21 protein-coding genes are annotated in these 25,686 nt (G+C 35.2%); all 21 read left to right on the top strand.

The genetic code is table 11. The annotated features are described in order from the left end of the window. Positions 1-499 precede the first annotated feature (499 nt). The 21 genes from L0669_RS19295 to L0669_RS19395 all read left to right on the top strand — a co-directional run bounded on the left by L0669_RS19295 (position 500) and on the right by L0669_RS19395 (position 25,685). Entirely contained in the window at positions 500-1,171 is a 672-nt protein-coding gene (locus L0669_RS19295; RefSeq protein ID WP_173970024.1) for a response regulator transcription factor, read from the top strand. A gap of 2 nt (positions 1,172-1,173) precedes the next feature. Beyond that, a complete protein-coding gene (locus L0669_RS19300; RefSeq protein ID WP_173970023.1) occupies positions 1,174-2,532 on the top strand; it encodes a sensor histidine kinase in 1,359 nt (452 codons plus the stop codon). A 98-nt stretch (positions 2,533-2,630) separates the two neighbouring features. After that, a complete protein-coding gene (locus L0669_RS19305) occupies positions 2,631-3,917 on the top strand; it encodes a TolC family protein (protein ID WP_263759494.1) in 1,287 nt (428 codons plus the stop codon). Between the two features lie 32 nt (positions 3,918-3,949). Then, the gene (locus tag L0669_RS19310) at positions 3,950-5,038 is read left to right on the top strand and encodes an efflux RND transporter periplasmic adaptor subunit (protein WP_263759496.1); all 1,089 of its coding nucleotides are present in this window, start codon (positions 3,950-3,952) and stop codon (positions 5,036-5,038) included. A gap of 34 nt (positions 5,039-5,072) precedes the next feature. Then, positions 5,073-8,177 (top strand): efflux RND transporter permease subunit, encoded by a 3,105-nt coding sequence (locus L0669_RS19315; RefSeq protein WP_263759497.1) that lies wholly within the window; start codon positions 5,073-5,075, stop codon positions 8,175-8,177. A 176-nt stretch (positions 8,178-8,353) separates the two neighbouring features. Further along, the gene (locus L0669_RS19320; protein WP_263759498.1) at positions 8,354-8,779 is read left to right on the top strand and encodes a response regulator; all 426 of its coding nucleotides are present in this window, start codon (positions 8,354-8,356) and stop codon (positions 8,777-8,779) included. 340 nt (positions 8,780-9,119) lie between these two features. Continuing rightward, complete coding sequence (locus L0669_RS19325; RefSeq protein WP_263759500.1) at positions 9,120-9,548, top strand: GNAT family N-acetyltransferase; 429 nt, start codon at positions 9,120-9,122, stop codon at positions 9,546-9,548. 459 nt (positions 9,549-10,007) lie between these two features. Next, positions 10,008-10,235, top strand: a complete 228-nt coding sequence (locus L0669_RS19330) for a DUF2683 family protein (protein WP_263759501.1) — start codon at positions 10,008-10,010, stop codon at positions 10,233-10,235. After that, positions 10,225-10,524 carry a type II toxin-antitoxin system RelE/ParE family toxin gene (locus tag L0669_RS19335; RefSeq protein WP_263759502.1) on the top strand — a complete coding sequence of 100 codons (300 nt, stop codon included), beginning with the start codon at positions 10,225-10,227 and terminating at the stop codon, positions 10,522-10,524. The genes L0669_RS19330 and L0669_RS19335 overlap by 11 nt, the downstream gene beginning before the upstream one ends. A 296-nt stretch (positions 10,525-10,820) precedes the next feature. Next, entirely contained in the window at positions 10,821-11,414 is a 594-nt protein-coding gene (locus L0669_RS19340; protein WP_263759503.1) for a TetR/AcrR family transcriptional regulator, read from the top strand. A 242-nt stretch (positions 11,415-11,656) separates the two neighbouring features. Beyond that, on the top strand, positions 11,657-12,880 hold the full coding sequence (locus tag L0669_RS19345) for an efflux RND transporter periplasmic adaptor subunit (protein ID WP_263759504.1): 1,224 nt from the start codon (positions 11,657-11,659) through the stop codon (positions 12,878-12,880). 11 nt (positions 12,881-12,891) lie between these two features. Further along, positions 12,892-16,053, top strand: coding sequence for an efflux RND transporter permease subunit (locus L0669_RS19350; RefSeq protein ID WP_263759506.1), 3,162 nt, complete (start codon positions 12,892-12,894; stop codon positions 16,051-16,053). 130 nt (positions 16,054-16,183) lie between these two features. Beyond that, the gene (locus tag L0669_RS19355) at positions 16,184-17,602 is read left to right on the top strand and encodes a TolC family protein (RefSeq protein ID WP_263759508.1); all 1,419 of its coding nucleotides are present in this window, start codon (positions 16,184-16,186) and stop codon (positions 17,600-17,602) included. A 502-nt stretch (positions 17,603-18,104) separates the two neighbouring features. Continuing rightward, the gene (locus tag L0669_RS19360) at positions 18,105-18,560 is read left to right on the top strand and encodes a hypothetical protein (protein WP_263759510.1); all 456 of its coding nucleotides are present in this window, start codon (positions 18,105-18,107) and stop codon (positions 18,558-18,560) included. 209 nt (positions 18,561-18,769) lie between these two features. Further along, positions 18,770-19,375, top strand: coding sequence for a Crp/Fnr family transcriptional regulator (locus L0669_RS19365; protein WP_263759511.1), 606 nt, complete (start codon positions 18,770-18,772; stop codon positions 19,373-19,375). A 63-nt stretch (positions 19,376-19,438) separates the two neighbouring features. Then, a complete protein-coding gene (locus tag L0669_RS19370) occupies positions 19,439-20,176 on the top strand; it encodes a GNAT family N-acetyltransferase (RefSeq protein WP_263759512.1) in 738 nt (245 codons plus the stop codon). Positions 20,177-20,835: 659 nt separating this feature from the next. After that, positions 20,836-21,216 (top strand): DoxX family protein, encoded by a 381-nt coding sequence (locus L0669_RS19375; protein ID WP_173970009.1) that lies wholly within the window; start codon positions 20,836-20,838, stop codon positions 21,214-21,216. 301 nt (positions 21,217-21,517) lie between these two features. Further along, positions 21,518-21,895 (top strand): VOC family protein, encoded by a 378-nt coding sequence (locus L0669_RS19380; RefSeq protein WP_263759513.1) that lies wholly within the window; start codon positions 21,518-21,520, stop codon positions 21,893-21,895. A gap of 26 nt (positions 21,896-21,921) precedes the next feature. Beyond that, positions 21,922-22,431: a DinB family protein gene (locus tag L0669_RS19385; RefSeq protein WP_263759514.1), complete on the top strand. Its 510-nt coding sequence runs from the start codon at positions 21,922-21,924 to the stop codon at positions 22,429-22,431. Positions 22,432-22,457: 26 nt separating this feature from the next. Beyond that, complete coding sequence (locus L0669_RS19390; protein WP_263759515.1) at positions 22,458-22,922, top strand: DUF1440 domain-containing protein; 465 nt, start codon at positions 22,458-22,460, stop codon at positions 22,920-22,922. Between the two features lie 486 nt (positions 22,923-23,408). After that, entirely contained in the window at positions 23,409-25,685 is a 2,277-nt protein-coding gene (locus L0669_RS19395) for a glycosyltransferase (RefSeq protein WP_263759516.1), read from the top strand. The last annotated feature ends 1 nt before the right edge of the window (position 25,686 follow it).

Consider the following 25,686-nt stretch of genomic DNA (forward strand, 5'->3'; position numbering starts at 1 on the left):
TAGGATGAAATCTCAAATAATAATTAAATTACTTAGTATAAAATGAAAGCGCTTTTTTCTTTAAAAAATAAAATCTTCTTATGGAACAACTGACTAGCCCTGATGGGAGGGAAAATCCTTTTTCTTGCTCCTTTAGCAAGAAAAAGATTTGGAAGGACAGCAGGAAATAGCTCCTAAAAAAACTTAAATTCCAAATATTAAAATTCCAAATTCCAAAAGGATTTATTTAAGTTTTATTTTCATAAGCCTTCGACTACGCTCAGGTTGACAATTGGGATATAAAAACTAGATTATAGAAGGCTTTCTCTTTCTGAGGTTTTGGGACTATCAGGATTATTATGGGCGATAATTAAGTTGTTCTTTTCTTACAAGATTCAATTTTAACAGCGATTGCGAGAATTAATTGTTATTTTTGAATTTCTCTTTAAATACAATTCTTCAGGAAATTCAACTTTATAGCCTGATCAAATACAAAAACCAATTATAACAACATTAGATTATGAATGTTCTACTCATTGAGGATGATAAACGCATTAGCGAATTTATTATAAAAGGTTTAGAAGAAAACAATTTTACGGTGCATCTGGCCGAAACGGGCGAGATTGCAAGAGATTTACTTCAGCACGATACCTGGGATATTATCCTGATGGATATTATGCTTCCGGGAATTGATGGCATTCAGCTGACTAAAATGATGCGTTTCAAGAAAATTCATACTCCAATTTTAATGCTTAGCGCACTCAGCGATACTGATGATAAGGTAAACGCGCTGGATTCTGGCGCTGATGATTATTTGGTTAAGCCTTTTCATTTTAAAGAATTGATTTCGAGAGTAAATGCGTTGACACGCAGGACTAAATTTAATTATGATAAGGTAGAAACTTTATACACTTTAGGAAGTTTGGCCATAAACCCCGAAGAACATAAGGTTACTGAGAATGATATATTGATCGATTTGTCTCCGCGTGAATACAAACTGCTGTTATTTTTATTAGAAAACAGAAATAAGGTGATGTCAAGAACTCAGATTTTAAATGCGGTTTGGGGCATTAATTATGACAATAACACGAATGTTGTCGATGTATATATTTCTTATTTAAGAAACAAAATCGAGCAAAACCATAAATTTATCCATACCATAAAAGGAACGGGATATATGCTTAAAGAATAGTCATGAAAATACGCAATAGGTTCACCTTAATATCTTCTTTTACGTTTAGCGTTGTCTTTGTCATTGCTTCTGTTATTACGTATTTTTCTTTTTACAGTTATTCTGAAAAGATTATTTTTAATGAACTTCAAAAAACCTGTTTGCTAACGGGTATTTTCTATCTTGAGAAAGACGAATTGCCACAAAATCAGCATTTATTAATTGGACAGCAATTCCGCGAAAATTCACTTGAAATTATATCCCGGGTTTACAACAATAAAAATGAGATTGTTTACGGCGATAAAACGATAGATAAAAATATAAATGCCCAACGACTGGATTACATTCGCAAGAATCGAAAACTGAATTTTAAATCGAATCATCATTTTTATTTTGGGAGTTTTTACCATGATAATCAGGGAGATTTTGTTGTTTTCGTAAAAAAGAACGATCAGGAATTTAAAACCATTACCAACAGATTGATGATTATTATGATTCTGGTACTTATAAGCGGATTAATCACGATATATATTGTGAGTCGTTTGCTTTCGAATCTGGCGTATAGTCCGATAAAACACATCATCAATCAGGTTAACGAAATCGAAGCTTCGTCGCTTGATCGCCATATTGTTTCGCCCAATACAAAAGATGATATTCAGGAATTGATCGAAACGTACAACAATTTGTTTAAGCGTTTATCGGATACTTTTATCATTCAGAAGAACTTCATTAATTATGTTTCGCACGAATTCAAAACCCCTTTGACCGCGATCTCCGGAAACCTGGAAGTATTTGCACAAAAAGACAGAACAAGTGCAGAATACAAACAAATGGCTGAAAAAGTATTAGAAAACGTGTATCAGATCGAAGGTACCATGAACACGCTCATGATGCTTTCGGGATTGCGCAATAACACAGAACTGAATGAGATTTTCAGGGTCGATGAATTGGTTTGGGATATCAATGATCAATTGCCGGATGTTTATCCGTTAAAAGGTTCTCAGATACAAATTGCGATTGAGATTACAAATGACAAACTGCTTTCGATAAAAGGAAACAGCAACGAAATTAAAATCGCCTTATACAATATTATAGAAAATGCCGTAAAATACTCGAACGGAAATCCTATCAAAATCAGTTTGCTGCAACAAGAAGATCAGCTTAAAATTGTAATCGAAGATCACGGAACTGGTATTAGCGAAGACGACTTAAAATTTATCAAACAAACTTTTTACAGAGGTAAAAATGTGAATGATATAAAAGGCAGCGGCGTGGGGCTTGCTTTGGCCAATATTATCTTTAAACAAAATAATATTCACTTTACGATTACATCTAAAAAAGACGTTGGAACAACGGTAACCTTATTATTTCCGCCACTCTAATCGTTTTCTAATGTAACTCTAACTCCTTTCTAACACACATCAAATTAGGGTTTAATATGCTGTAGATAGCTTTGCAACATATTAAAAACAAACTTAATTTGAAACGTATACTCTTAACATTACTCGTTATTGTATCGCACAAAGGTGTGGCGCAAACTGCTGCACTAAACGATACAATTGTACTTTCCAGAACACAGGCCGAGGCTTTGTTTCTCGAGAAGAATATTTCTATTATATCAGAAAAACTAAACATTGATATTGCCGATGCGCAGGTTATTCAGGCCAAGTTATGGCCCAATCCTACGCTTACAATTGGTGAGCTTAACCTTTGGCACAATGCTACGGCACAGGAAGTTCCGCCTTTATGGGGGAATTTTGGAAAAACTACACAAGTTACCGCAGAATTAGAACAACTTGTTCAAACGGCAGGAAAACGAAAAAAGTTGATTGCCATGGAAAAAGTTAGCGCTGATATCGCTAAAGAATACTTTAAAACTTTTTTGCGTAATCTAAAAATCGAGTTTAGAGGCAATCTAACCGAACTACAATATACGCAGGCTCAGGAAGCGGTTTATAAAAAACAACTTTCGTCGATGCAGACTTTACTTAAAGCTTACAGCAATCAGGTGGCGCAAGGTAATGTAGGACGTGGCGAATACATCAGACTAAAAGCATCTGAACTACAGTTCCTGAAAGAAATCAGCGATTTAAAGAAAGAAAACAATTCACTACAAAAAGAATTGAAGGTTTTAATGAATTTGCCTGCAACAAGTTATATCAAACTTACCGATGACGGTTTTGTTCCTGACAATAAAAATATCGACAATATCAATTTAGGCAATCTTATGGCTTCGGCGGTAGAAAATCGTCCTGATATGAAAGTCATTAAACTCGGAAATGACTATAACGATAAAAAATACAAGTACGAAAAAGCAATGCGTACGCCAGATGTTACACTTGGTATTAGTTACGATCGTGGTGCGAGTACAATGAATGATTTCGTGGGATTGGGTTTTGCTTTAGATCTTCCGTTTTTTAATAGAAACCAGGGAAATATAAAAGCCGCAAAAATTGCCGTTGATCAGGGAAAATTACTTACCGAGGAGAAAACCATAAGCGTACAAGCCGAAGTATTACAAGCTTACGAGGATTTAATTGTAACCAAAAAATTATACGAAAGTGTTGATGTAACTTATGAAGTTGACCTGGATAAACTGCTGGAAAGTTACCGCAAAAACTTCATGCAGCGAAACACAAGCATGTTAGAATATCTTGATTTTGTTGATGCGTATTTAGACAACAAATCGATCCTGCTTAATTCTAAAAAAGACCTGAACAAAAACCTTGAAGAATTGCGCTATATCGCGGGCGAGGAAATCAATTAAAATCTAATGATCTAAAAATAATAACAAACAAAATGAAGAAACTTATTTTACTCCCGATACTTGGGTTAATGCTCGTTTACGGATGTGGCAAAAAAGAAGAAATCAAAGATACAAAAGAGGATAAATTTTGTATCGACAAAGACTTAAAAACAAAAATCACAATCGAACCGGTAGAAAAACGTTCGGTTAGCGAATCTATAAACCTTACCGGAAATATTACTTACAACGCAGATCACGTAGTTCAGTTTAACAGTCTTGTTGAAGGAATTATTACCAAAACGACTTTCTCGTTAGGTGATTATGTGAGAAAAGGACAAGTTCTGGCAGAAATAAAAAGTACGGAACTAAACAGTATGCAATCTGAAAGTAAATCGTTTCAATCGCAAATTGCCGTGGCACAACGTAATTTACAATCGACCAAATCGATGTTTGAGGACGGAATCGCTTCTCAAAAAGATTTAATGCAGGCACAAAGCGAATTAGATGTATTAAAATCTTCTCTTGAAAATGTTAGAGCTAATCTTGCCATGTTTAGCGCCAGCAGCGAAAGATCAGTTTTTCAGATAAAAGCCCCTACAGAAGGTTATATCGTAGCCAAAAACATTAGTCCGGGAATGCAGATTACAGATGGCAGCGAACCTCTTTTTACGATTTCTGACCTGAAAGAAATCTGGGTTTTGGTTAATGTATATACCAGTAATCTAAAAAATGTAAGCGAAAATATGTTGGTAGATGTTACAACACCAGCTTATCCGGGAGAAATTTTTAAAGGAAAAATAAAAATGATGGCCAAAGTTTTTGATGCTGATGAACATGTTTTAAAAGCCCGAATTGTAATGGACAACCAGAACCTAAAACTAAAACCCGGAATGACCGCTGATATCATTATCGACAAAAGTCTTGGTGGCGAAATGTTAGCCGCTGTTCCTGCAAAAGCCGCCATTTTTGATAACAATCGTGATTACATTTTAATTTATAAAGACGATTGTACGATCGAAACCCGAGAAATTCATCCAACGCTTAAAAACAACAACTGGATTTATTTTGATAAAGGAGTTAAAGAAGGTGAAATGGTGATCACTAAAAATCACTTGTTAATTCACGAAAGATTAAAAAACTAATTATCCCTAAGAACGGATAAATACCATACAAAACATGAAAAAATTTGTACAAGGTCTGGTAGCTTTCTCGTTAAAAAACTCCCTTATAGTTTTTTTCCTGACAGCAGTACTACTAGTCGCCGGAATAGTGAGCTATATCCATACGCCCATCGAAGCTTTTCCCGATGTAACCAATACAAGGGCAAGAATCATTACACAATGGCCGGGAAGAAGTGCCGAAGAAGTAGAGAAATTCATCACACTTCCCATTTCAAAACAAATGAACACAATTCCTAAAAAAGCCGAAGTACGTTCTATTTCGCTTTTCGGATTATCGGTTGTAACCGTTTTATTTGATGATGATGTCGAGGATTTTTACGCACAGCAATACGCCTCTAATCGCCTTAACGGATTAGATCTTCCGGAAGGTGCAGATGTTGATATTGAACCACCATCCGGAGCAACGGGTGAGATATTCAGATATGTAATCAAAAGTGATTTACCTATTAAAGAAATCAAAGCCATTCAGGATTGGGTAATCGAAAGAGAACTAATCGCTGTTCCAGGTGTTGCCGATGTGGTGAGTTTTGGTGGTGAAGAAAAAATCTTCGAAATTAAAATTAATCCAACCGAATTAGAGAATTACAATCTTTCGGCGCTTGACGTTTACGAAGCAGTTTCTAAAAGTAATGTAAATGTTGGTGGAGACGTTATTCAGCGTGGTGATCAGGCTTATGTCGTACGAGGCGTTGGTTTAATAAATAAAGTCGAAGATATTGGTAATATTTTAATCGAAACCAAAGGTTCATCGCCCATATTAGTAAAACACGTAGCCGAAGTTTCGATTTCAGCCAAACCAAGATTAGGACAAGTAGGTTTAGATGGTGATGATGATGTGGTTGAAGGAATCGTGGTGATGCTTCGCGGAGAAAATCCGGGGGAAGTAATCAAAAGACTTAAAGACCGTTTAACTGAACTTAACGAAAGAGTTTTACCGGATAATGTAAAAATAATTCCTTTTATCGATCGTACCAAATTGGTCGATACCACCGTAAAAACAGTAACCAAAAACCTTGTCGAAGGAATTGTATTGGTATCGTTAATCGTGTTTATTTTCCTTTACAACTGGAGAACGTCATTGATTGTGGCATCTGTAATTCCGCTTTCGTTTTTGTTTGCCATTGTAATGCTAAGAATTCAGGGATTACCCGCCAACTTAATTTCTATGGGAGCGCTGGATTTTGGATTGCTCCTCGAAGGAACGCTGGTTATTGTCGAACAAGTCTTTGTATCGCTCGAAAAGAAAGCGCATAAAGTAGGTATGGAACGCTTTAACAGCATGAGCAAAATGGGATTGATCAAGAAAAGTGTGGGCAGCGTAGCGACATATATTTTCTTTGCTTTAATCATTTTAATCGTCGCGTTGATGCCTATTTTCTCTTTCACGAAAGTGGAAGGAAAAATGTTCTCTCCCCTAGCCTTTACGCTTAGTTACGCGCTATTAGGATCGTTGATTTTATCGCTTACGTATGTTCCGGCAATGTGTAAAGTCATGCTGACGAAAAACATTGTAGAGAAAGAAAATATGATCTCACGTTTCTTTAGAGAAAACCTATTTAAATTGTTTAAATGGAGTACCAAACATCGTAAAGCGACCTTATATGCATTCTTAGGTTTACTGGCTATATGCTGCGCTAAATTTGCTTTTTATGGTTCAGAATTTATTCCGAAGTTGAATGAAGGCGCCATTTATGTAAGAGCGACTTTGCCTAACAGTATCAATCTGGATGAAGCGGTACGACTTACCAAAGAAATGAAAGCCAAAATAAGGAAATTCGAAGAAGTAAAATTTGTCCTGACACAAACCGGGCGACCAAATGACGGAACAGATCCAACCGGATTTTTTAATATCGAATTGCATATCGAATTAAAACATCAGGATGAATGGAAACGCAATATCAGCAAAGAACAATTAATTGCTGAAATCAAAAAAGAACTCGATGTATATCCGGGAATTGGTTTTGGATTTAGTCAGCCTATTCAGGATAATGTCGAAGAATACGTTGCCGGAGTAAAAAGTCCGCTGGTGATTAAGATATTCGGAAATGATCTTTTTCAACTCGAAGCAATGGCCGCAAAAGTAGCCAAATCGATTAAAGATGTAAAAGGAATCGAAGACATCAACGTTTATAAAAATATTGGTTTACCGGAATTAAGAATTCAGCTTCACGACGAAAAAATGGCACGTTATGCGATTACCACCGCCGATGCGCAAGCCGTAATCAGAATGACTATTGGAGGTCAGGCTGCAACCAAGTTTTATGATGATGAAAAAATCTTTGATATCACCTTACGTTTCGAAAAAGAATATCGTGACTCAAAAGAAAAGATCGAAGACATCCTGATTCCGACTATGAATGGTAAAAAAGTTCCTTTGAAAGAAATTGCGACCGTAGAATATAAAACGGGACCAACCTTTATTTATCGCGAAGGAAACAGCCGTTATATCGCCGTAGGTTTTAGTATCGAAGGACGAGATTTAGGAAGTACAATCGACGAAGCTCAGAAAAAAGTAGCTGCTGAAGTAAAACTTCCGAAAGAAAATGTAATGAAATGGGCCGGAGAATTTGAGAGTAAAGAAAGAGCTTCGAAACAATTGGCCATGATTGTTCCGGTTGTTTTAATCTTGATTTTATGCCTATTGTATTTCAACTTTGGTAATTTCAAAGATACTTTAGTTGCCATAAGCGCCATGCCCTATGCCTTTATTGGTGGTTTCTTATCGCTTTGGGTAACCGGAACGGTATTTGGAATCTCAGCCGGAATTGGTTTTATTATTCTGTTTGGAGTCAGCGCGATCGACAGTATTGTCCTCATCGGAATGATCAGGGAAAATATGCGCGCCGGAATGCACCTCAAGGATGCTATTTCAAACGGAATTCACAGCAGAATTCGTCCTATTGTCATGATTGCCCTTATGGGATCTTTAGGATTATTGCCCGCAGCATTATCTACAGGAATGGGTTCTGAAGTTCAAAAACCTCTGGCCATCATGATTGTAGGCGGACTAATAACCTGTATGATATTATCATTAACAGTATTACCGCAGGTATTTTATCTGGTATACCGTAAAAAAGATCCCAGCAGAACAGATTCATAATTATCCTACTATATATTAAATTGAAATTCACCTTTAGACTTTATGTTTAAAGGTGTTTTTTTTTTAGTATACAATTGGGTATATCTCGTGTAAAGACTTTTTTATTTTTGATTATCAGTAAATTACAAAAACAACAAATAGCTGAGATTAAACATCTACCTTTGAAAAAAATATAAATGAACAAAGGCGGACCAATTATTATAATTGAAGATGATTTAGACGATCAGGAAATTTTGACTGATATCTTTGCAGAACTTGATTATAAAAATGAAATTATCTTTTTTGCCGAAGGTGAAAAAGCATTAGAATACTTAACCTCTACACAAATTGAGCCTTTTATCATCTTCTCTGATATCAATATGCCAAAGCTAAATGGTATGGAATTACGAGAAAAAATTCACCAAAACGAAGATTTACGACTCAAATCAATCCCATATTTGTTCTTTTCGACAAGTGCCGAACAAAAGCATGTTGTAGACGCTTATTCAAAATCTATTCAGGGCTTTTTTGTTAAACCAACCGGTTACAACGAAATCAAAGAAACCATCAAAACAATTGTCACTTATTGGGAAATGTGCGTTTCACCCAACTATGTAAAGTAAATAACATACACGTTTAACTTTTACAAACATCTTTAGACACAAAGTTTAAAGGTGTTTTTTTATTTTTAGAAGCAGAAAAAAATTGCATTCATTAGAAATATAGTCCCGCTCTACACTATATCTTTTATGGCGAACCCCGCCATAAAAGGATGCCGCTTCGATCGGGGCTATTTGAGAGGTTTAGTATTTCAATTCATCTTTTCTATTTCTCGTAAAGTCCTGCATTCGCTATAAAAAAAACTTAAATATTTTATTTCGCTTTGAATATATGTAGTTAACTACATATATTTGCACGCAAATTATTTTTACTGCATACCCAATATATCAAACGTTAAACAAAATGAGCCATACTACCATTATAGTCGAAAAAGTCGACAATCAAAAACAAATAGAAATTGCATTCGAAATTAGAAAACAAGTATTCGTTATAGAACAAAATGTATCCCAGGAACGCGAATCTATGGACGATAAAGATGCAATACATTACATAGCTACCGTAAACGGAGAACCAGCCGGAGCTGCGCGCTACAGAATAATGGAAAAAGGAGCCAAAATTGAAAGAATTGCTGTTTTAAACACTTTTAGAGGAAAACGAATTGGTGAAGCAATCCTCTTAAAAATTTTAGACGATCTAAAAAACGAAGAAAAAGTATACCTATATGCTCAGGTCAACGCAAGTCAGTTTTACATCAAAAACGGATTCAGACAAACTGATAATTATTTTCTCGATGCCGGAATCGAACATGTCGAAATGGATTTTATAAAATAATTTCAGCAAAGCTCCAGCGGAGTGCCATATTTATAGCTAAAAAATTCCAATCCGAAAAAGAGCTCCAGCGGAGCATTATATGCATAATCAATATTGAATTTCAATCCGAAAAAAAACTCCGGAGGAGTGACATATTTATAGCTAAAAAAATCCAATTCAAAAAAGAGCTCCAGCGGAGCGTTATATGTATAATCAATATTGAATTTCAATCCGAAAAAAAACTCCGGAGGAGTGACATATTTATAGCTAAAAAAATCCAATTCAAAAAAGAGCTCCAGCGGAGCGACATATTTATCGACAATATAAAATACAAAGGCTCAATCTGTTTTGTTTTTAATGAATTATTATAGCATAAAATACATTTTACGATAGTAGGGAGATCGAAATAAATCATTACGATTAACATGAAAATAAGACTTTTATCTTAACTTTGTTCATCAACTTTAGTAAATCAACATCATGCAGGCAATTAACATCACAGCATATACAGAAGACGCTTCTCAAATAGAAGCGGTAAAAGCTTTTATGAAAGCACTAAAGATAAAGTTCGAAATAGCAAATGTAAAAACGTATGAATTATCTGCTGAACAACAAGAAATTTTAGATAGCCAAATTAATTCAGACAAAAGTTTATACACAGATGCTGAGTTATCATATACCGATTTAAAAAAGAAATATGAATTATAAGGTTATCGTTTCTCCAATTGCATTAAAAAATATTGAAGAAGCAGTTGAATATTATATTTTAAAAGCGACTAAGAAAGTAGCTTTAGATTTTCTTAATGACTATAAAAGTATTTACAAAGCTTTACAAGTAAATCCGTTCTATCAATTACACGACAATAATTATCGTTTTTTACCTTTTAAAAAATTTCCATATATCGCTTTTTTTATTGTTGATGAATTATCAAAAACTGTTTTTCTAAATGCAATTTTTCATACTTCTCAAAATCCTGAAAAGTATCCCATAAAATAAAAATCTCTCATAAAAAACATAACTTCTCGCCTAGCCCCGATCGAAACGACATCCTTTTATGGTGGGGTTCACTATAAAAGATATAGTGTAGAGCGGGAAAAATGGTCTTGAAAGACAAAAAATCATCTGCTCCTTAAAAAAAATAATCTAAAAAAACCTTATAATTAAGGCACTTCGGCGGTTTTTAATACTTGTCTATACAACAATAAGAAAATATTATGACAAAAATATTTCATTATTAGAAAAACCGCCATACATTTGCCTAACGGTGTTAAACAATTTAATACTCATTAAAAATGGCAAGTAAAGATCGAATTTTAAGACAAAAAGAAGAGACAAGAAGTAACATTCTTGAGGCTGCTTATGCTATCGTCAAAGAAGAAGGATGGCAAGGTCTGAGTATGCGAAAAATTGCTGACAAGATTGAATATACGGCTCCTATTATTTATGAATACTTTTCGAATAAGGATGCCATACTGAATGAATTAACCGGAAAAGGTTTTATTAAGCTGGCCAAAGAACTTCAGATAGCACGAGATAAATTTGAAAAACCGGAAGATCAATTAGAAGCCATGTGGATGGCATATTGGGATTTCGCTTTTACTGATACCGAGATGTATCAGGTTATGTTTGGTGTTCAAATGAGTTGTTGTTCGCAACGATGTTCTGCTGCCGAGGCACCATATAAACTGTTTACTGCAGTAATTGGTGAAATAATGAAAAACAGTAATCCTAGCGAAGATATAATTAAGCAAAAGTATTTTACTTTCTTTTCTGTTATTCATGGTTTAATTGCAATTAATATCATTAACAAAAGTGATATCATGGCCACCATAAATGCTCAAATCCTGAAAGACGCCATTAGTGGTATCATAAAATCAATACAATAAAAAAAAATTTCATTTTAACTTAACAGTGATAAATGATTTAATTAAGTAATATAAAGTAATTTTGCTCGTACTACTTAACAATGTTAGATAATTTAATAGAGTAATACGGGAGTTTTTTTTCTCATTTACTTAACAGTGATAAATAATTTAATACCGATTACGAAATAGAATTGGAAGGCATCATTGTATGGATTTCTGTACCAATTCACTTAACAACGTTAGAAAATTTAATAGACTTAAATATGAATGCCGAGAATGTCAGAATGCCACAAAATTTAAATAATAAGAATGTCCAACAAATTAAAACCAATACGAAAATGAAAAATGTAATTATAACCAGTTTTATTCTGGCACTTGTGTTAAGCAGTTGTGCAGATAAGTCGCAGGCTCCAGCAGCTCCGGCTCCCCCATTATTACCAGTTTTAGCTATTACTAGCGAGAACACGACTACAGATGCTGAATATCCGGCTTCTATACAAGGAACAGTTGATGTTGAAATTCGCCCACAAGTAAGCGGAAACCTTGAAAGAGTTTATGTAGACGAAGGTGCTTATGTAAATAAAGGTCAGACTTTATTTAAAATAAACGAACGTCCTTTCCGTGAGCAATTAAACAATGCTTTGGCAAGTCTTCATGCTTATGAAGCTGCTTTAATAAACGCCAACTTAGAAGTTGATAAATTGACTCCTCTTGTACAAAACAAAGTAGTTTCTGACTATCAGTTAAAAACAGCTAAAGCTTCTCAAAAAATTGCTGCTGCCAATATCGAACAAGCAAAAGCAATGGTAGGATCTGCTAAAATCAATTTAGGATATACTAATGTTACGGCTCCTGTGAGTGGTTATATAGGAAGATTGCCTAAAAAACAAGGAAGTTTAGTTTCTGCAACTGATGTTGAGCCTTTAACGAACTTATCTGATGTACATGAAGTTTACGCTTATTTCTCTTTAGGCGAAACTGATTTCATCAACTTTAAAGCACAATACGCAGGAAACAGTTTAGGTGATAAACTAAAAAAATTACCTCCTGTAACTTTGGTTTTAGCCGATAACAACGCTTATCCTCAAACCGGAAAAATTGATATGGTAGACGGTCAGTTTGATAAAACAACTGGTGCAATTACTTTAAGAGCGACTTTCCCTAATACTGGCGGAACTCTACGTTCAGGAAACACAGGAAAAATTCGTTTAGGTCTTCAGCATGATGATGCTGTTTTAGTACCACAATCTGCTACAGTAGAAATGCAGGATAAAGTTTTTGTTTTCACAGTAAATAAAGAAAACAAAGTTGCTAAAATGCCTATTACAGTTATTGGTAAAAGTGGTACAAACTACTTGATCAAAGATGGTGTAAAATCTGGTGACCAAATTGTATTAAGCGGTATCGATAAACTTCAGGAAGGACAAGTAATTCAGCCTGAAAAATCAACTCCTTCAAAAGTTGCCCAAATAATTAATAAAAAATAATTTTTACGAAAATGTTCAAAATATTTATACAAAGACCAGTACTAGCAACCGTTATCTCCATCTTATTGGTGATCCTGGGTATACTTGGACTTACAAAATTACCCTTACAACAGTTTCCTGATATTGCGCCTCCATCGGTTTTGGTAACGGCTGTTTATCCGGGAGCTAACGCAGAAACGGTTTTACGTTCTGTGGCACCTTCTCTGGAAGAATCTATAAATGGTGTTGAGAACATGACTTATATGAGTTCTACAGCCAGTAACGACGGATCCCTTGCTATTACAGTTTTCTTTAAATTAGGAACTAACGCAGATCAGGCAGCAGTAAACGTACAAAACAGAGTTGCTCAGGCAACGAGCCAGTTACCTGCAGAGGTTGTACAACAAGGTGTAACGACTGCGAAACAACAAAACAGTTTCATCATGGCGATTGGTATGTATACCGATGATGAGTCAAAATACGATCAGACTTTTGTTGCCAATTATGCACAAATTAATATTATCCCGGAGATTAAACGTATTCCGGGAGTGGGTTCTGCCAGTATTTTTGGAGGTGTAAAAGATTACTCTATGCGTGTTTGGTTAAACCCAACACAAATGTCGACTTACAAAGTGACGCCAAACGAAATCATGGGCGCTATCCAGGATAAAAGTTTGGAAGCTGCTCCTGGTAAATTTGGAGAAAGAAGTAAAGAAGTTTTCGAATATGTAATTAAATACAAAGGAAAACTAACCAAACCGGAAGAATATGAAAATATTGCGATTCGTTCTAATCCTGATGGTTCTGTTCTTCGTTTAAAAGATGTTGCCAGAGTTGAGCTTGGTGCTTATTCTTATAACAGTTTAACTCGTTTAAATGGTAAAAAAGGAGTTGTAATTGGTATTATCCAGTTAGCAGGTTCGAACTCAAATGATATTCAGGTTGCGATTAACAAATTGATGGTGAAAGCCTCAAAAGATTTCCCAACAGGAATAAAACATAACATTTTCTATAGTACAAAAGTTGCCTTAGACCAGTCTATTGAGCAAGTTCAACATACTCTACTTGAAGCGTTTATATTAGTATTCATCGTAGTATTTATATTCCTTCAGGATTTTAGATCAACATTAATCCCGGCTATTGCTGTACCTGTAGCAATTTTAGGAACGTTCTTCTTCATGCAGTTATTCGGATTTTCGATCAACCTTCTTACACTTTTCGCTTTAATTCTGGCGATTGGTATTGTGGTAGATGATGCGATTGTGGTCGTCGAAGCCGTGCATGCGAAAATGGAGCACAAACATTTGTCTCCAAAAGTAGCCACTCATGAAGCAATGCACGAAATAACGGGTGCTATTATCTCGATTACGCTGGTAATGGCTGCTGTATTCCTGCCGGTTGGTTTTATGGAAGGCTCAACAGGAGTTTTCTATCGTCAGTTTGCCTTTACAATGGCAATTGCAATTGTAATTTCGGCCGTAAACGCTTTAACTTTAAGTCCTGCACTTGCTGCATTGTTCTTAAAAGACAATCACTCGGCTCATGGAGATGCTCCTTATGAGAAAAAAGGATTTAAAGAGAAATTCTTTAACGGATTCAACAAAAGTTTTGATTCCCTTACCAACCGTTATGTTGGAGGTTTGAAATTCTTAATTCGTAGAAAATGGTTAAGTTTAGGAGGTTTAGCTTTAATTACTGTAGCTACTATCGTAATGGTAAAAACAACTCCTGCAGGATTTATCCCAACAGAAGATCAAGGATTTATTGCCATTGCAGTAAATACACCTTCCGGAACATCACTTGACGGAACTCAAAAAGTAATGACCGAAGCTGAAAACACATTAAGAGGTTTAGATGCTTCCCGATTTGTAACAGCGATTTCAGGTTTCAACTTATTGACGAATTCTACAAGTCCATCTTCAGCAGTTGTTTTCGTATTGCTTAAACCAAATGAAGATCGTGGAGATGTTAAAAACATTGACGAAATCATGAATCAGGTTCGTGGTAAACTTGGAGCTATTTCCGGCGGAAGTTTCTTCGTATTTAGTTTCCCAACCGTTCCCGGATTTAGTAACGTTGAGGCTTTAGATTTAGTACTTCAGGATAAAACCGGAGGAAAACTGGATAAGTTTAGCGGAATTTCTCAAAACTTCATCGGAGAATTGATGAAACGTCCGGAAATTGCCGTAGCCTTTACCTCTTTCAAAGCTGATTATCCTCAATTACAATTGGATATTAATGATGAAAAAGCAGATCAGTTAGGCGTAAAAGTAAAAGACATTTTACAAACCATGCAAACTTATTTTGGTAGTGCGCAAGCCTCTGACTTTAACCGATTTGGTAAATATTACCGAGTAGTTGTTCAGGCAGATATCGACGACAGAGCTGATCCGTCATCAATTGACAGGGTTTTCGTGAAAAACAAAACAGGCGAAATGGTGCCAATAAATACCTTAGTAAAACTAACCCGTATTTATGGTTCAGAGACTGCTTCGAGATACAACTTGTTTAATTCGATTTCGATCAATGCAATTCCTAAACCAGGATTTAGTTCAGGAGATGCTATTAAAGCAATACAAGAAGTTGCAGCACAACAATTACCTGCGGGTTATGGTTTTGAGTTTTCAGGACAAACTCGTGAAGAGATTTCTTCTGGAGGTCAGTCAGCAACGATTTTCTTACTGTGTTTGATATTCATCTATTTCTTACTTGCTGCACAGTATGAAAGTTACATATTGCCATTGGCTGTAATCTTATCAATCCCTGCAGGTATATTTGGAGTATTTGTTGCCATTGGATTAACAGGAATCGAAAACAACATTTATGTACAAGTTGCATTGGTAATGCTTATAGGTCTGCTCGCCAAAAATGCCATCTTGATTGTGGAGTTTGCGGTACAGAAACGAAAATCAGGTCAGGCATTAGTAAGAGCGTCAATCGATGCAGCAAAACTACGTTTGAGACCAATTATCATGACATCATTAGCATTTGTTGTGGGATTGATCCCAATGATGAGCGCAAAAGGGCCATCAGCACAAGGTAACCACTCTATTAGTATTGGTGCCGCCGGAGGTATGATATCAGGAGTAATATTAGGGTTGTTTATCATCCCGGTTTTATTCATCATCTTCCAACATTTACAAGAAAAGGTTTCTGGAAAACCAGTAGCCGTAATTCATAACGAAGAAAAATAAAAATGGAAAACTATATAACGACAATCCTTGTAGCCATCATCGTTGGCATTGGATACATATCCTATAGAATCTCAAGAGATCTTGATAACAGAAAAGATACTTGTACAGAAATTTAATGATAACATATAAAATGAAAAATTATATAACCAAAATCGTGATGATCGCCATTTTGATCACGACTATAATATCCTGTAAAGTTTCGAAGGATATTGAAACTCCAAAAGATGCATTTCCTGAAAATTTCAGGAATGCATCGGTTTCAAAAGATACAACGAGTATTGCTGATCTGGAGTGGAAAAATTTCTTTACAGAACAGGATATTATCAAACTCATCGATAGCGCTGTAGCCAGAAATAACGACCTGCAGATTGCTACTAAAAATATCGAAATTGCACAATACAGATTCACACAATCTAAATGGGGAAATGTTCCTCAGGTAAATTTGAATGTAAGTGCAAGCACAAGTAATCCGTCTGACAATAGCTTTACCGGAAAAAATTTAGGTCAGGCTCTAGGCCAAAATCATATCGATGATTATTCTGCCGGAGCAACACTTTCATGGGAAGCTGACATTTGGGGGAAAATCAGAAATCAGAAAAAAGGAGCTTACGCAGGTTACCTTCAATCTGAAGAAGTAAAAAAAGCATTGCAAACTACTATTGTAGCCAATGTTTCTAAAGGATATTACAACCTTTTGATGCTAGATGCGCAATTAGAAATCGCCAGACAAAACTTTAAATTAAATGATAGTACAACCAACATCATCAAATTAAAGTACGATGCAGGTCAGGTTACTACATTAGCGATTCAACAATCTGAAGCACAAAAATTAGTTTCGGCACAATTAATTCCGCAATTAGAACAAAACATTGCCATTCAGGAAAATGCTTTAAGCGTTCTAACAGGATCATTCCCGAATTCTAAAACAAGAACCACGCGTTTAAGTGCTCTTGAAGTTAAAAACAATAATGCAATCGGAATTCCGTCTTCATTAGTAAGCCGCAGACCCGATGTAAAAAGTGCCGAATTAGCGCTTAAAGTAGCCAACGCAAATGTTGGAATCACAAAAGCTGATCTTTATCCGTCACTTAAAATTACCGCTCAAGGCGGAGTAAACTCGTTCGAAACCAGTAATTGGTTCAACATTCCGGCTTCATTGTTCGGAACCGTTGCCGGAAGTTTAACACAACCATTGTTAAACAACAAAAAGGTAAGAACTCAATATAATATTGCAGTTGCCGAAAGAGAAAAAGCTGTTTTAAGCTTTAGACAATCGGTTTTAGTGGCAGTTAGCGAAGTATCTGATGCTTTGGTAAAAGTCGAAAAATTGCAACAGCAGGAATCTTTTCTAAAAGAAAGAGTAAAAACATTACAACAAGCCATCAAAAATGCCAATTTGTTATTCAAAAACGGTATGGCTGAATATTTAGAGGTTATAACCGCGCAATCTAATTTATTGCAAAGCGAGTTAGAACTGGCCAACATAAAAAGAGAACAACTTTCTGCCAATACCGAGTTGTATCGTGCATTAGGCGGTGGTTGGAGATAATACCCGTTAATTATTTATTTTTTGAGATGAAAACGCTGTGAGACTTTTAGTTTCATGGCGTTTTTTTATGTTTTGAGATATGGCACGCGGATGACACGGATTCGCTTTCGCCAAAGCGCGGATTTACACGGGTTTTCCAAACTTTATCATGGCACGCGGATGACGCGGATTCGCTTCGCGAAAGCACGGATTTACACAGATCTTTGTTTTACTCACGACGGATTTTGCCGTAATCTTGTCATCCTGACGGAGGAAGGATCACACAAGAAATGCCGCAAACTAAATCGCCAATCTTTGTAGAGTTCCGTGTGTGATCCTTCCTTCGTCAGGATGAGAAAAAATGAGAAAAAAAATCCGCGAAAACCCGCGCTTTCGCGAAGCGAATCCGTATCATCCGCGTGCCATTTACTACGCAATCCCAATATTTCAGTTTATTTTTTTATTTTTGATCAAATTACTTTCACGAACGAAAAATACCATTTCCATAATTAAAATTAAACCCATGAAAAAAATCGCATGCATCGCACTTTTAGCAGTATTCTTTACCAACTGTAAACAAAGCAATCCAGACGAAAAAACAGCATCAACAGAAAAACCAGTCGATACAGTTACTGTTGTAAAAGAAGAAAAAGCAAAAAAAGCAGACGAAGATTGTAAAGACATTCAGGTAGAAATGGGATCCGGAAAACAATGCATCGTAAAAACCACAGATCTAAATGCAGTTTACCAAGGTATTATCGCAAATAAAGAAGTCGAAGAAACAGAGTTTTATCTGGCTACAATTCCAACCGAGAATAAATCTGTTACAATAAATAAAAACGGATTAATCTCAATAGATTATGAAATCACCAAAGATAAAGTCGCTATTGCTATGAATTACGAAGGCGGTGTTACCGAAGTGACACTGGAAAAAATAAAAGATACCATCAAAAAAAGCATTTATCATTACGCTGATTAAACTCCATAAATAAATCTCCAATCTTTGTCGAGCTACTAGCGGAGATCCTTCCTCCGTCAGGATGACAAATAGCGCGAGTACAAGATTGCGAGAAAAAACAATAAAAATCTGTTTTAAATCCGCGCTTTCTCGAAGCGAATCAGCGTCATCCGTGTGCCATCATTCCGTATTATTTCTTTACTTTTGATAGTATATAATTATTCCCGACAATGACACTCAATCAAGATAAATACAGCAACGATTTAAAACTGAAATTTGAAAGCTACGCTCCTGTTTCGGCAACATCGTGGCAATTGATTGAAAACATAATAGACATAACTGCAATAAAAAAAGGAGAAATACTTTTAAGAAACGGACAAATTGCAAAAGAAATTCACTTTGTAGCCAAAGGTGCTTTGCGTGCTTTTATAAGCGATGCAGAAGGAAATAGTTATAATAAAAACATCTTTCTCGAAGGCGATTTTGCTGGTTCAACAGTTTCATTAATTCAGCAAACTCCTTCAGAATTTTCGATTGAAGTACTCGAAGATTCCGTTTTGATCAATATCAATTATAAAAAATACAGAGAACTGATTTTTCAAAATGACGATTTAAAAAACTTTTACATTGCTTACTTAGAAAGAAATTGGGTAATCGAAAAAGAACAAAGAGAAATCTCGATCGTGATGGAAAACGCCACCGAAAGATATCTTGACCTTTTAAAAAAGCATCCTGATATTTCAGAACGAATCGCATTACACCATATCGCATCGCATCTAGGAATTACTCCAACGCAATTAAGCCGCATTCGAAAATCGCTTGAAAAAGATTTGTAAATCAACATATGTAAAGGTTTGTCATAAAACCCAAAGTTATCTTTGTCTCTCAATTGCATCAAAATGAAAAATACAAACCTCATCGAAGACAATATTAATAACCTTACCGATTTTTGGAAAACCGTAGGAACTCCTTTCCTATCCTATCATAAAAACGATACCTTTGAATATTGTAAAATCGAAAATTCAGGCTGGCCAAATAAATTGTGGCTTCGCAATGATATAACAAAAAATAATCTTCCGGATATTATTACAACCATGCAATCTAATTCGGGCTTGGTTTTACCGTATTGGGATATCTTCGGAACAAAATCGTATGAAATTCTTGATGCTTATGGTTTTACCTTAAAAACCGAACAAGTTGCAATGGCTTTAAAATTAGGTCAAAAATTTGCGCTTCAAAATAAGCTTAGTTTTAAGAAAATCGATAACGAACAAGATGCCAAAATCTGGTCTGATTTATACCCGAATGCTTTTGGATATGTGATCAGCAAAGAAATCCTGATTCACAATCATAATGATGTGCATTTCTATTTGGCTTTTCAGGACAATCAACCGATTGGGACTTTTATGCTTTTTCAAACCGGAAACAATATCGGAATTCACGGTGTTGGCGTTATCCCTGAAATGCGAAGAAAAGGCTTTGCTGAAGAAATCATGAAATTCGCTCTTAATCTTTCAATAGATTTAAAAGCTCATTATGCTTTATTGCAAGCTTCTGCAATGGGAAAAGATATCTATACCCGATTAGGTTTTGAGGATTTGTTTATCATTAAAAATTATGTCTTGAAAGCTGAGTAAAATGGCATTTATTGACATGGCACGCGGATGACACGGATTCGCTTCGCGAAAACGCGGATGTTCACGGATTTTTTATTTGCATTCTTGTCATCCTTAGCGAAGTCGAAGGATACGTAAGACGATCGACAATCATAATCAAACTGACTTCAATTTGCACGCGGATGACACGGGTTCGCTTCGCGAAAGCACGGATATTCACGGATTTTTTATTCGCAATCTTGTCATCCTGAGGAACGAAGGATCACACACGGAACTCTACAAAGATTGGCGATATAGATTGCGGAGTCTCTGGTGTGATCCTTCGTTCCTCAGGATGACAAACTATACGGGGAAACATTCTTATGAAAATGATTGCCCTAGCCCCGATAGAAGTGAAAATCCTTTTGTGCCGGTGTTCGGCACAAAAGATTGGAACGGATAGCGGGATTAGCTCCTAAAAAAAACTTTATTTATCATAGAAACCAACGCAAACTCAGTTTAAAAAAATCTATATTCTATTTTCTTTACTCTATTCTCTTTCTAAAATCTACACTCTAAAATCTAAAATCCTGTTCTTTGTCCTAAATGACCTTAAAAAAGTCGCAAATACCTATTCGCACAAAAAATAACATTTGTAAGTTTGTAATACATTAACTGATAACCACTTAAAAAACAAACCTATGAAAAAAGCAAAAATTATTTTTTGGATTACTACTATTATTATTTTTCTATTCGAAGGCGTTATGCCGGCATTAACTTCTCAGACTGAGCTTGCAAAAGAAGGAATTAAACACCTGGGATATCCGGAATATTTTGGAAATGCTTTAGTTGTTTTCAAAATTCTGGGAGTATTGGCATTGATTATTCCGCAAGTTCCTAAAAACATAAAAGAATGGGCTTATGCAGGATTTGGTTTCGATTTTATATTTGCTTCTATAAGCCACTTTGCAGTTGACGGAGTTGGTTTTCAATCCTTTTTCCCGTTGATCTTTTTAGTGATCCTAGCGATTTCATATCATTACTATCATAAAATCGAGCGGTATAAAAATATCGCTTTATAATTCAGGAACGATGATCGAGGTTTTTAAAACAAATGTTCAGAAAGTGGAGCAATCTCAAATGATTGTAGAAAAACTTTTGAAACATTTTCCAAACAGCGCAATCAACTTTGATTTGGAGGATTGTGATAAAATTTTACGGATACATAGTTTATCGATTTCAAACAGAAAAATTATTGCAATCCTTAAAGCAAACGGTTTTTATTGTGAGGTTTTGGCATAAAACAAACATCATAAATATCTGATTTATAAATTATTAAATTTAAAATTGTAATTTTATAATACTAATTACAAACCCAAAATCATGAATTTACCTTCAGGACATCAAACCATTATGCCTTATTTAATTCTAAAAGGGGCATCAGATTTTATCGATTTTACCAAGACAGTTTTCGGGGCAAAAGATGTTATAAAACCAGTTTTGCACGACGACGGAACTATAAGACATGCCGAAATCATACTCAATGATAGCACCATTATGGTTACCAACGCAAGTAAAGACTGGTCGAGCCAAACGGCAAACTTATTTGTTTATGTTGCTAATGCCGACGAAACTTATGCAAAAGCATTAGAAAATGGGGCCACCAGTTTAATGGAATTAAGCGATAAAGAATACGGCAGAACCTGCGGCGTAACGGATGCTTTTGGTAACGTTTGGTGGATTACCTCTATTACTACCTAATTTTTTTAATTTTAAAAATCAACAAAATGAAAACAGCACTTCAAAGAGATATTGTTGAAACCTTTAAAAAATTAAACGAAACCCTTTCCTCTTTTTCTGATGAAGAGATCAATACTGTTCCGTTTAAAGGAAGCTGGACGCCCGGACAAGTTGTGCAGCATATCATTCTGGGCAATTCCGGATATCCTGAATTATTTGCAGGAAATACAAAACCTACCATTCGCAAGTACGACGAACATGTAAAAGAACTCGAAGGAATATTTTTGAACTTCAATACCAAAATGGACGCTCCAGACTTCTTAAAACCAGAGGCAAAAAATTATAATAAAAATGCGTTAACTTTATCGTTGCTCAAAATAGAATCTGACTTATTAAACGCAGCCGAAAATAATGATTTAACACTGACTTGTCTGGATTTTCAGGTTCCGGGTTTCGAGAATTTCACCACTTACGAGTGGATTAATTTTGCTCTTGTACATTCGCAAAGGCATACGCATCAGCTTCAAAAAATTTCAAATTATATCACAACATTATAAATTATTATCACGCAATAATTATCTAAATGAAATCAAAATCAGGAACTATTTTTTTATCAGGATTAATTGCAGGAACACTTGATATTCTTGCCGCAGTTATTATTTATGCTGTTGTACTCGAAAAAACAACTGCCATAAAAATTCTTCAATCTATTGCAAGCGGCGTTTTTAAAAAAGAAGCCTATACCGGAGGACCGCAAATGGCATGGTTCGGACTTGGACTTCATTACCTGATTGCTTTTATTTTTGCCGGGTCCTATTTTATTATCTATCCTTATTTTCCTTTTCTAAAAAAGAATCTTATCCTTTCCGGAGTTTTATACGGCATTTTTGTTTGGATCATTATGAATCTTATTGTCCTTCCTATTACATTTCTTCTCTTACCGGAAAAACACTTCGATTTTCCTCTAATATTATCAATACTAATTTTGATTTTCTGCATCGGACTTCCAATTGCGTCTGTTACCAGAAAGTTTTATGCATTTCGTTGATATTTAGTTTCAGTTTTCAGTCGCAGTTTTCAGTCGCAGTTTTCAGTCTCAGTTTACAATCACGGTTTTCAGTCGCAGTCGCAGTTTGCAGTCTATAGGTTTTACTATGTACTGTGACTGTGACTGTGACTGTGACTGTGACTGAGACTGAGACTGAGACTGAGACTGAGACTGTAAACCGCGACTGCGACTGTACACTAAACAAGATTCTTACAAAAAACTACATTTATAAACGTTAAAATAACATTGCAATTATCTATAAATCAAAATTTTGACTTACTTTTATAATTCCCCCTTTTCGTTATAGAATTCCCACATAAACGCTTTTGAGTTAATTTTTTGATCGATTGGATCAATAAGGCCTTTGGGCTTAAGGTAATTTTAGATAAATATTTTAAAAGATATGAAAGTAGCTCAGAGACGGCTAAATTCATAGTCTTATAGGTACCAAAAAAGACTTATTAACTGAACTAAAAAAGAATCCCAATGAAAACGATATCAAATAAATCAAAAATAGTTTTTCTATCTACATTTCCACCAACACAATGCGGAATCGCAACTTATACACAAGATACCATTAAAGGAATTACCGATGTTTTTGGTAAATCGATTACCTGCGAAATATGCGAATTGGTAAAAGAACCAAAAGCAAATCCTACGCAAGCTTATACTTTAAACACAAAAAATAAAGAGGAATATACAAAGGTTGCTCTTGAAATTAATAAAGATAAGGCGGTAAAACTGGTACATATTCAGCATGAATTTGGTTTGTTTGATGGAAATTACGGAGACTATTTATTAGATTTTTTGAATGAAGTTAAAAAACCTTTAACCTATACCTTTCATAGTGTAATTCAGAATCCAAATAAGGAATTAAAAACATTTGTAAAACTGTTGCTTTCTTACAGCAATTCGGTTTTCGTGATGACTAATAAATCAAAAGAAATTTTGATGAGAGATTATGACATCGACGAAGATATTATTACTTGCGTGCCACACGGAACTCATATCGTTATTTATGAAGCTCCACAACAAGCCAAAGAAAAATTCAACATTCAGGATCGCAAAGTACTTGCTACATTTGGTCTTTTAGGAGAAGGTAAAAATATTGAAACAGGCTTAAAAGCGCTTCCAAAAATCATAGAAAATACACCAAATGCGCTTTACTTAATTATAGGCAAAACACATCCTAATTTAATTATCGATGGCGTTGATGCGTACCGCGATAAACTTGAAGGTATTGTTGCCGATTTAAACCTGCAAGATCACGTTCGTTTTGTAAATGAATATTTAGATACGAATGAACTTTTAGATTACTTAAAAGCAGCAGATATTTATCTGTTTACTTCTAAAGATCCTAATCAGGCAGTGAGCGGCACTTTTGCCTATGCTATGAGCTGTGCTTGTCCGATTGTAGCTTCGAAAATTCCACATACATTAGAAGTTTTAACTCCTGATTCAGGAATATTAGTAGATATCGGAGAGGTAGATCAATTTGCAGATGCAGCGATCAAACTACTTTCAGATGATCATCTAAGAGAAGAAATGGGAATCAACGCTTTTAGAAAAACCAGAGCGTCATCCTGGGAAAATGTAGCCATTACTCACATGGATACTTACAAGGAATTAATCGAAAATCCTGCAGAAATAAAATACACGTATCCATCTATTCAGTTAGGACACATCAAAAGAATGACTACTGATTTAGGAATTATTCAGTTTAGTAAAATTTCGATACCGGACTTAGAATCAGGATATACATTAGATGATAATGCACGCGCTTTAATTGCCGTTTGTATGCATTATAAACTTACTCAGGACAAAGAAGATTTAGCTTATATTTTAATTTATTTAGACTTTATCCTTCGTTGTCAACAGCCAAAAGGCAACTTTATCAATTATGTCGATCAGGAAAACCGCGAACATATTGAGCAAAATGCCGAAGTAAATCTGGAAGATTCGAATGCAAGAGCGATCTGGGCTTTAGGAACTGTAGTGGCCAACAAAGAAATTTTACCTGAGGCCATTGTAAAAAAAGCTTCTCAATGTTTACTGAATTCATTAAAATGGGCAGAGAGTATTCAATCGCCACGTTCTATTGGTTTTGCAACAAAAGGTTTGTATTTATATCACACTGCTGTTCCTAACTTATATGTAGCAGCAATTATCAATAAACTGAACGCTAAATTGCTTTCTAATTATGAAATTCACGCTTCCCACGATTGGAAATGGTTTGAAAATTACATGACTTACGGAAACGGAATTTTACCGGAATCTATGCTTTTTGCTTTTTTAACGACCAATAAACCTATTTACAAAAAAGTAGCTTTAGACTCTCTTGACTTTTTAATGTCGAAAATGTTTAAGGATAAAAACTTCAAAGTAATTTCAAACAATGGATGGTTGCACAGAGATTCACAAGAACAAGTTCACGAATATGGAGAACAACCTATAGATGTTGCCTACACGATTCATACATTAAATTCATTTTATAGTGCCTTTGGTACACCAGAATACAAACAAAAAATGAAGATGGCCTTTAATTGGTTTCTAGGAAAAAATCACCTTGGGCAAATTATGTATAATCCGATAAGCGGCGGTGGTTACGACGGACTCGAAAAAGATAACGTAAACCTAAATCAGGGCGCTGAATCTACAGTTTGCTTTTTAACTGCAAGATTATTAATGGAAAATCTTAAATTATCAGAAATAAAAGTAATTCCGCTTATGAAAGCCAAAACCGGAATTGCCATTAACTCATAAT

Source organism: Flavobacterium bizetiae (assembly GCF_024271895.1).
Classification (GTDB): domain Bacteria; phylum Bacteroidota; class Bacteroidia; order Flavobacteriales; family Flavobacteriaceae; genus Flavobacterium; species Flavobacterium bizetiae.

Coding starts and splice junctions, on each gene's coding strand:
- L0669_RS19295 (WP_173970024.1), top strand. CDS start 500: ATGAATGTTCTACTCATTGAGGATGATAAACGCATTAGCGAATTTATT.
- L0669_RS19300 (WP_173970023.1), top strand. CDS start 1,174: ATGAAAATACGCAATAGGTTCACCTTAATATCTTCTTTTACGTTTAGC.
- L0669_RS19310 (WP_263759496.1), top strand. CDS start 3,950: ATGAAGAAACTTATTTTACTCCCGATACTTGGGTTAATGCTCGTTTAC.
- L0669_RS19315 (WP_263759497.1), top strand. CDS start 5,073: ATGAAAAAATTTGTACAAGGTCTGGTAGCTTTCTCGTTAAAAAACTCC.
- L0669_RS19320 (WP_263759498.1), top strand. CDS start 8,354: ATGAACAAAGGCGGACCAATTATTATAATTGAAGATGATTTAGACGAT.
- L0669_RS19325 (WP_263759500.1), top strand. CDS start 9,120: ATGAGCCATACTACCATTATAGTCGAAAAAGTCGACAATCAAAAACAA.
- L0669_RS19330 (WP_263759501.1), top strand. CDS start 10,008: ATGCAGGCAATTAACATCACAGCATATACAGAAGACGCTTCTCAAATA.
- L0669_RS19335 (WP_263759502.1), top strand. CDS start 10,225: ATGAATTATAAGGTTATCGTTTCTCCAATTGCATTAAAAAATATTGAA.
- L0669_RS19340 (WP_263759503.1), top strand. CDS start 10,821: ATGGCAAGTAAAGATCGAATTTTAAGACAAAAAGAAGAGACAAGAAGT.
- L0669_RS19345 (WP_263759504.1), top strand. CDS start 11,657: ATGAATGCCGAGAATGTCAGAATGCCACAAAATTTAAATAATAAGAAT.
- L0669_RS19350 (WP_263759506.1), top strand. CDS start 12,892: ATGTTCAAAATATTTATACAAAGACCAGTACTAGCAACCGTTATCTCC.
- L0669_RS19355 (WP_263759508.1), top strand. CDS start 16,184: ATGAAAAATTATATAACCAAAATCGTGATGATCGCCATTTTGATCACG.
- L0669_RS19360 (WP_263759510.1), top strand. CDS start 18,105: ATGAAAAAAATCGCATGCATCGCACTTTTAGCAGTATTCTTTACCAAC.
- L0669_RS19365 (WP_263759511.1), top strand. CDS start 18,770: ATGACACTCAATCAAGATAAATACAGCAACGATTTAAAACTGAAATTT.
- L0669_RS19370 (WP_263759512.1), top strand. CDS start 19,439: ATGAAAAATACAAACCTCATCGAAGACAATATTAATAACCTTACCGAT.
- L0669_RS19375 (WP_173970009.1), top strand. CDS start 20,836: ATGAAAAAAGCAAAAATTATTTTTTGGATTACTACTATTATTATTTTT.
- L0669_RS19380 (WP_263759513.1), top strand. CDS start 21,518: ATGAATTTACCTTCAGGACATCAAACCATTATGCCTTATTTAATTCTA.
- L0669_RS19385 (WP_263759514.1), top strand. CDS start 21,922: ATGAAAACAGCACTTCAAAGAGATATTGTTGAAACCTTTAAAAAATTA.
- L0669_RS19390 (WP_263759515.1), top strand. CDS start 22,458: ATGAAATCAAAATCAGGAACTATTTTTTTATCAGGATTAATTGCAGGA.
- L0669_RS19395 (WP_263759516.1), top strand. CDS start 23,409: ATGAAAACGATATCAAATAAATCAAAAATAGTTTTTCTATCTACATTT.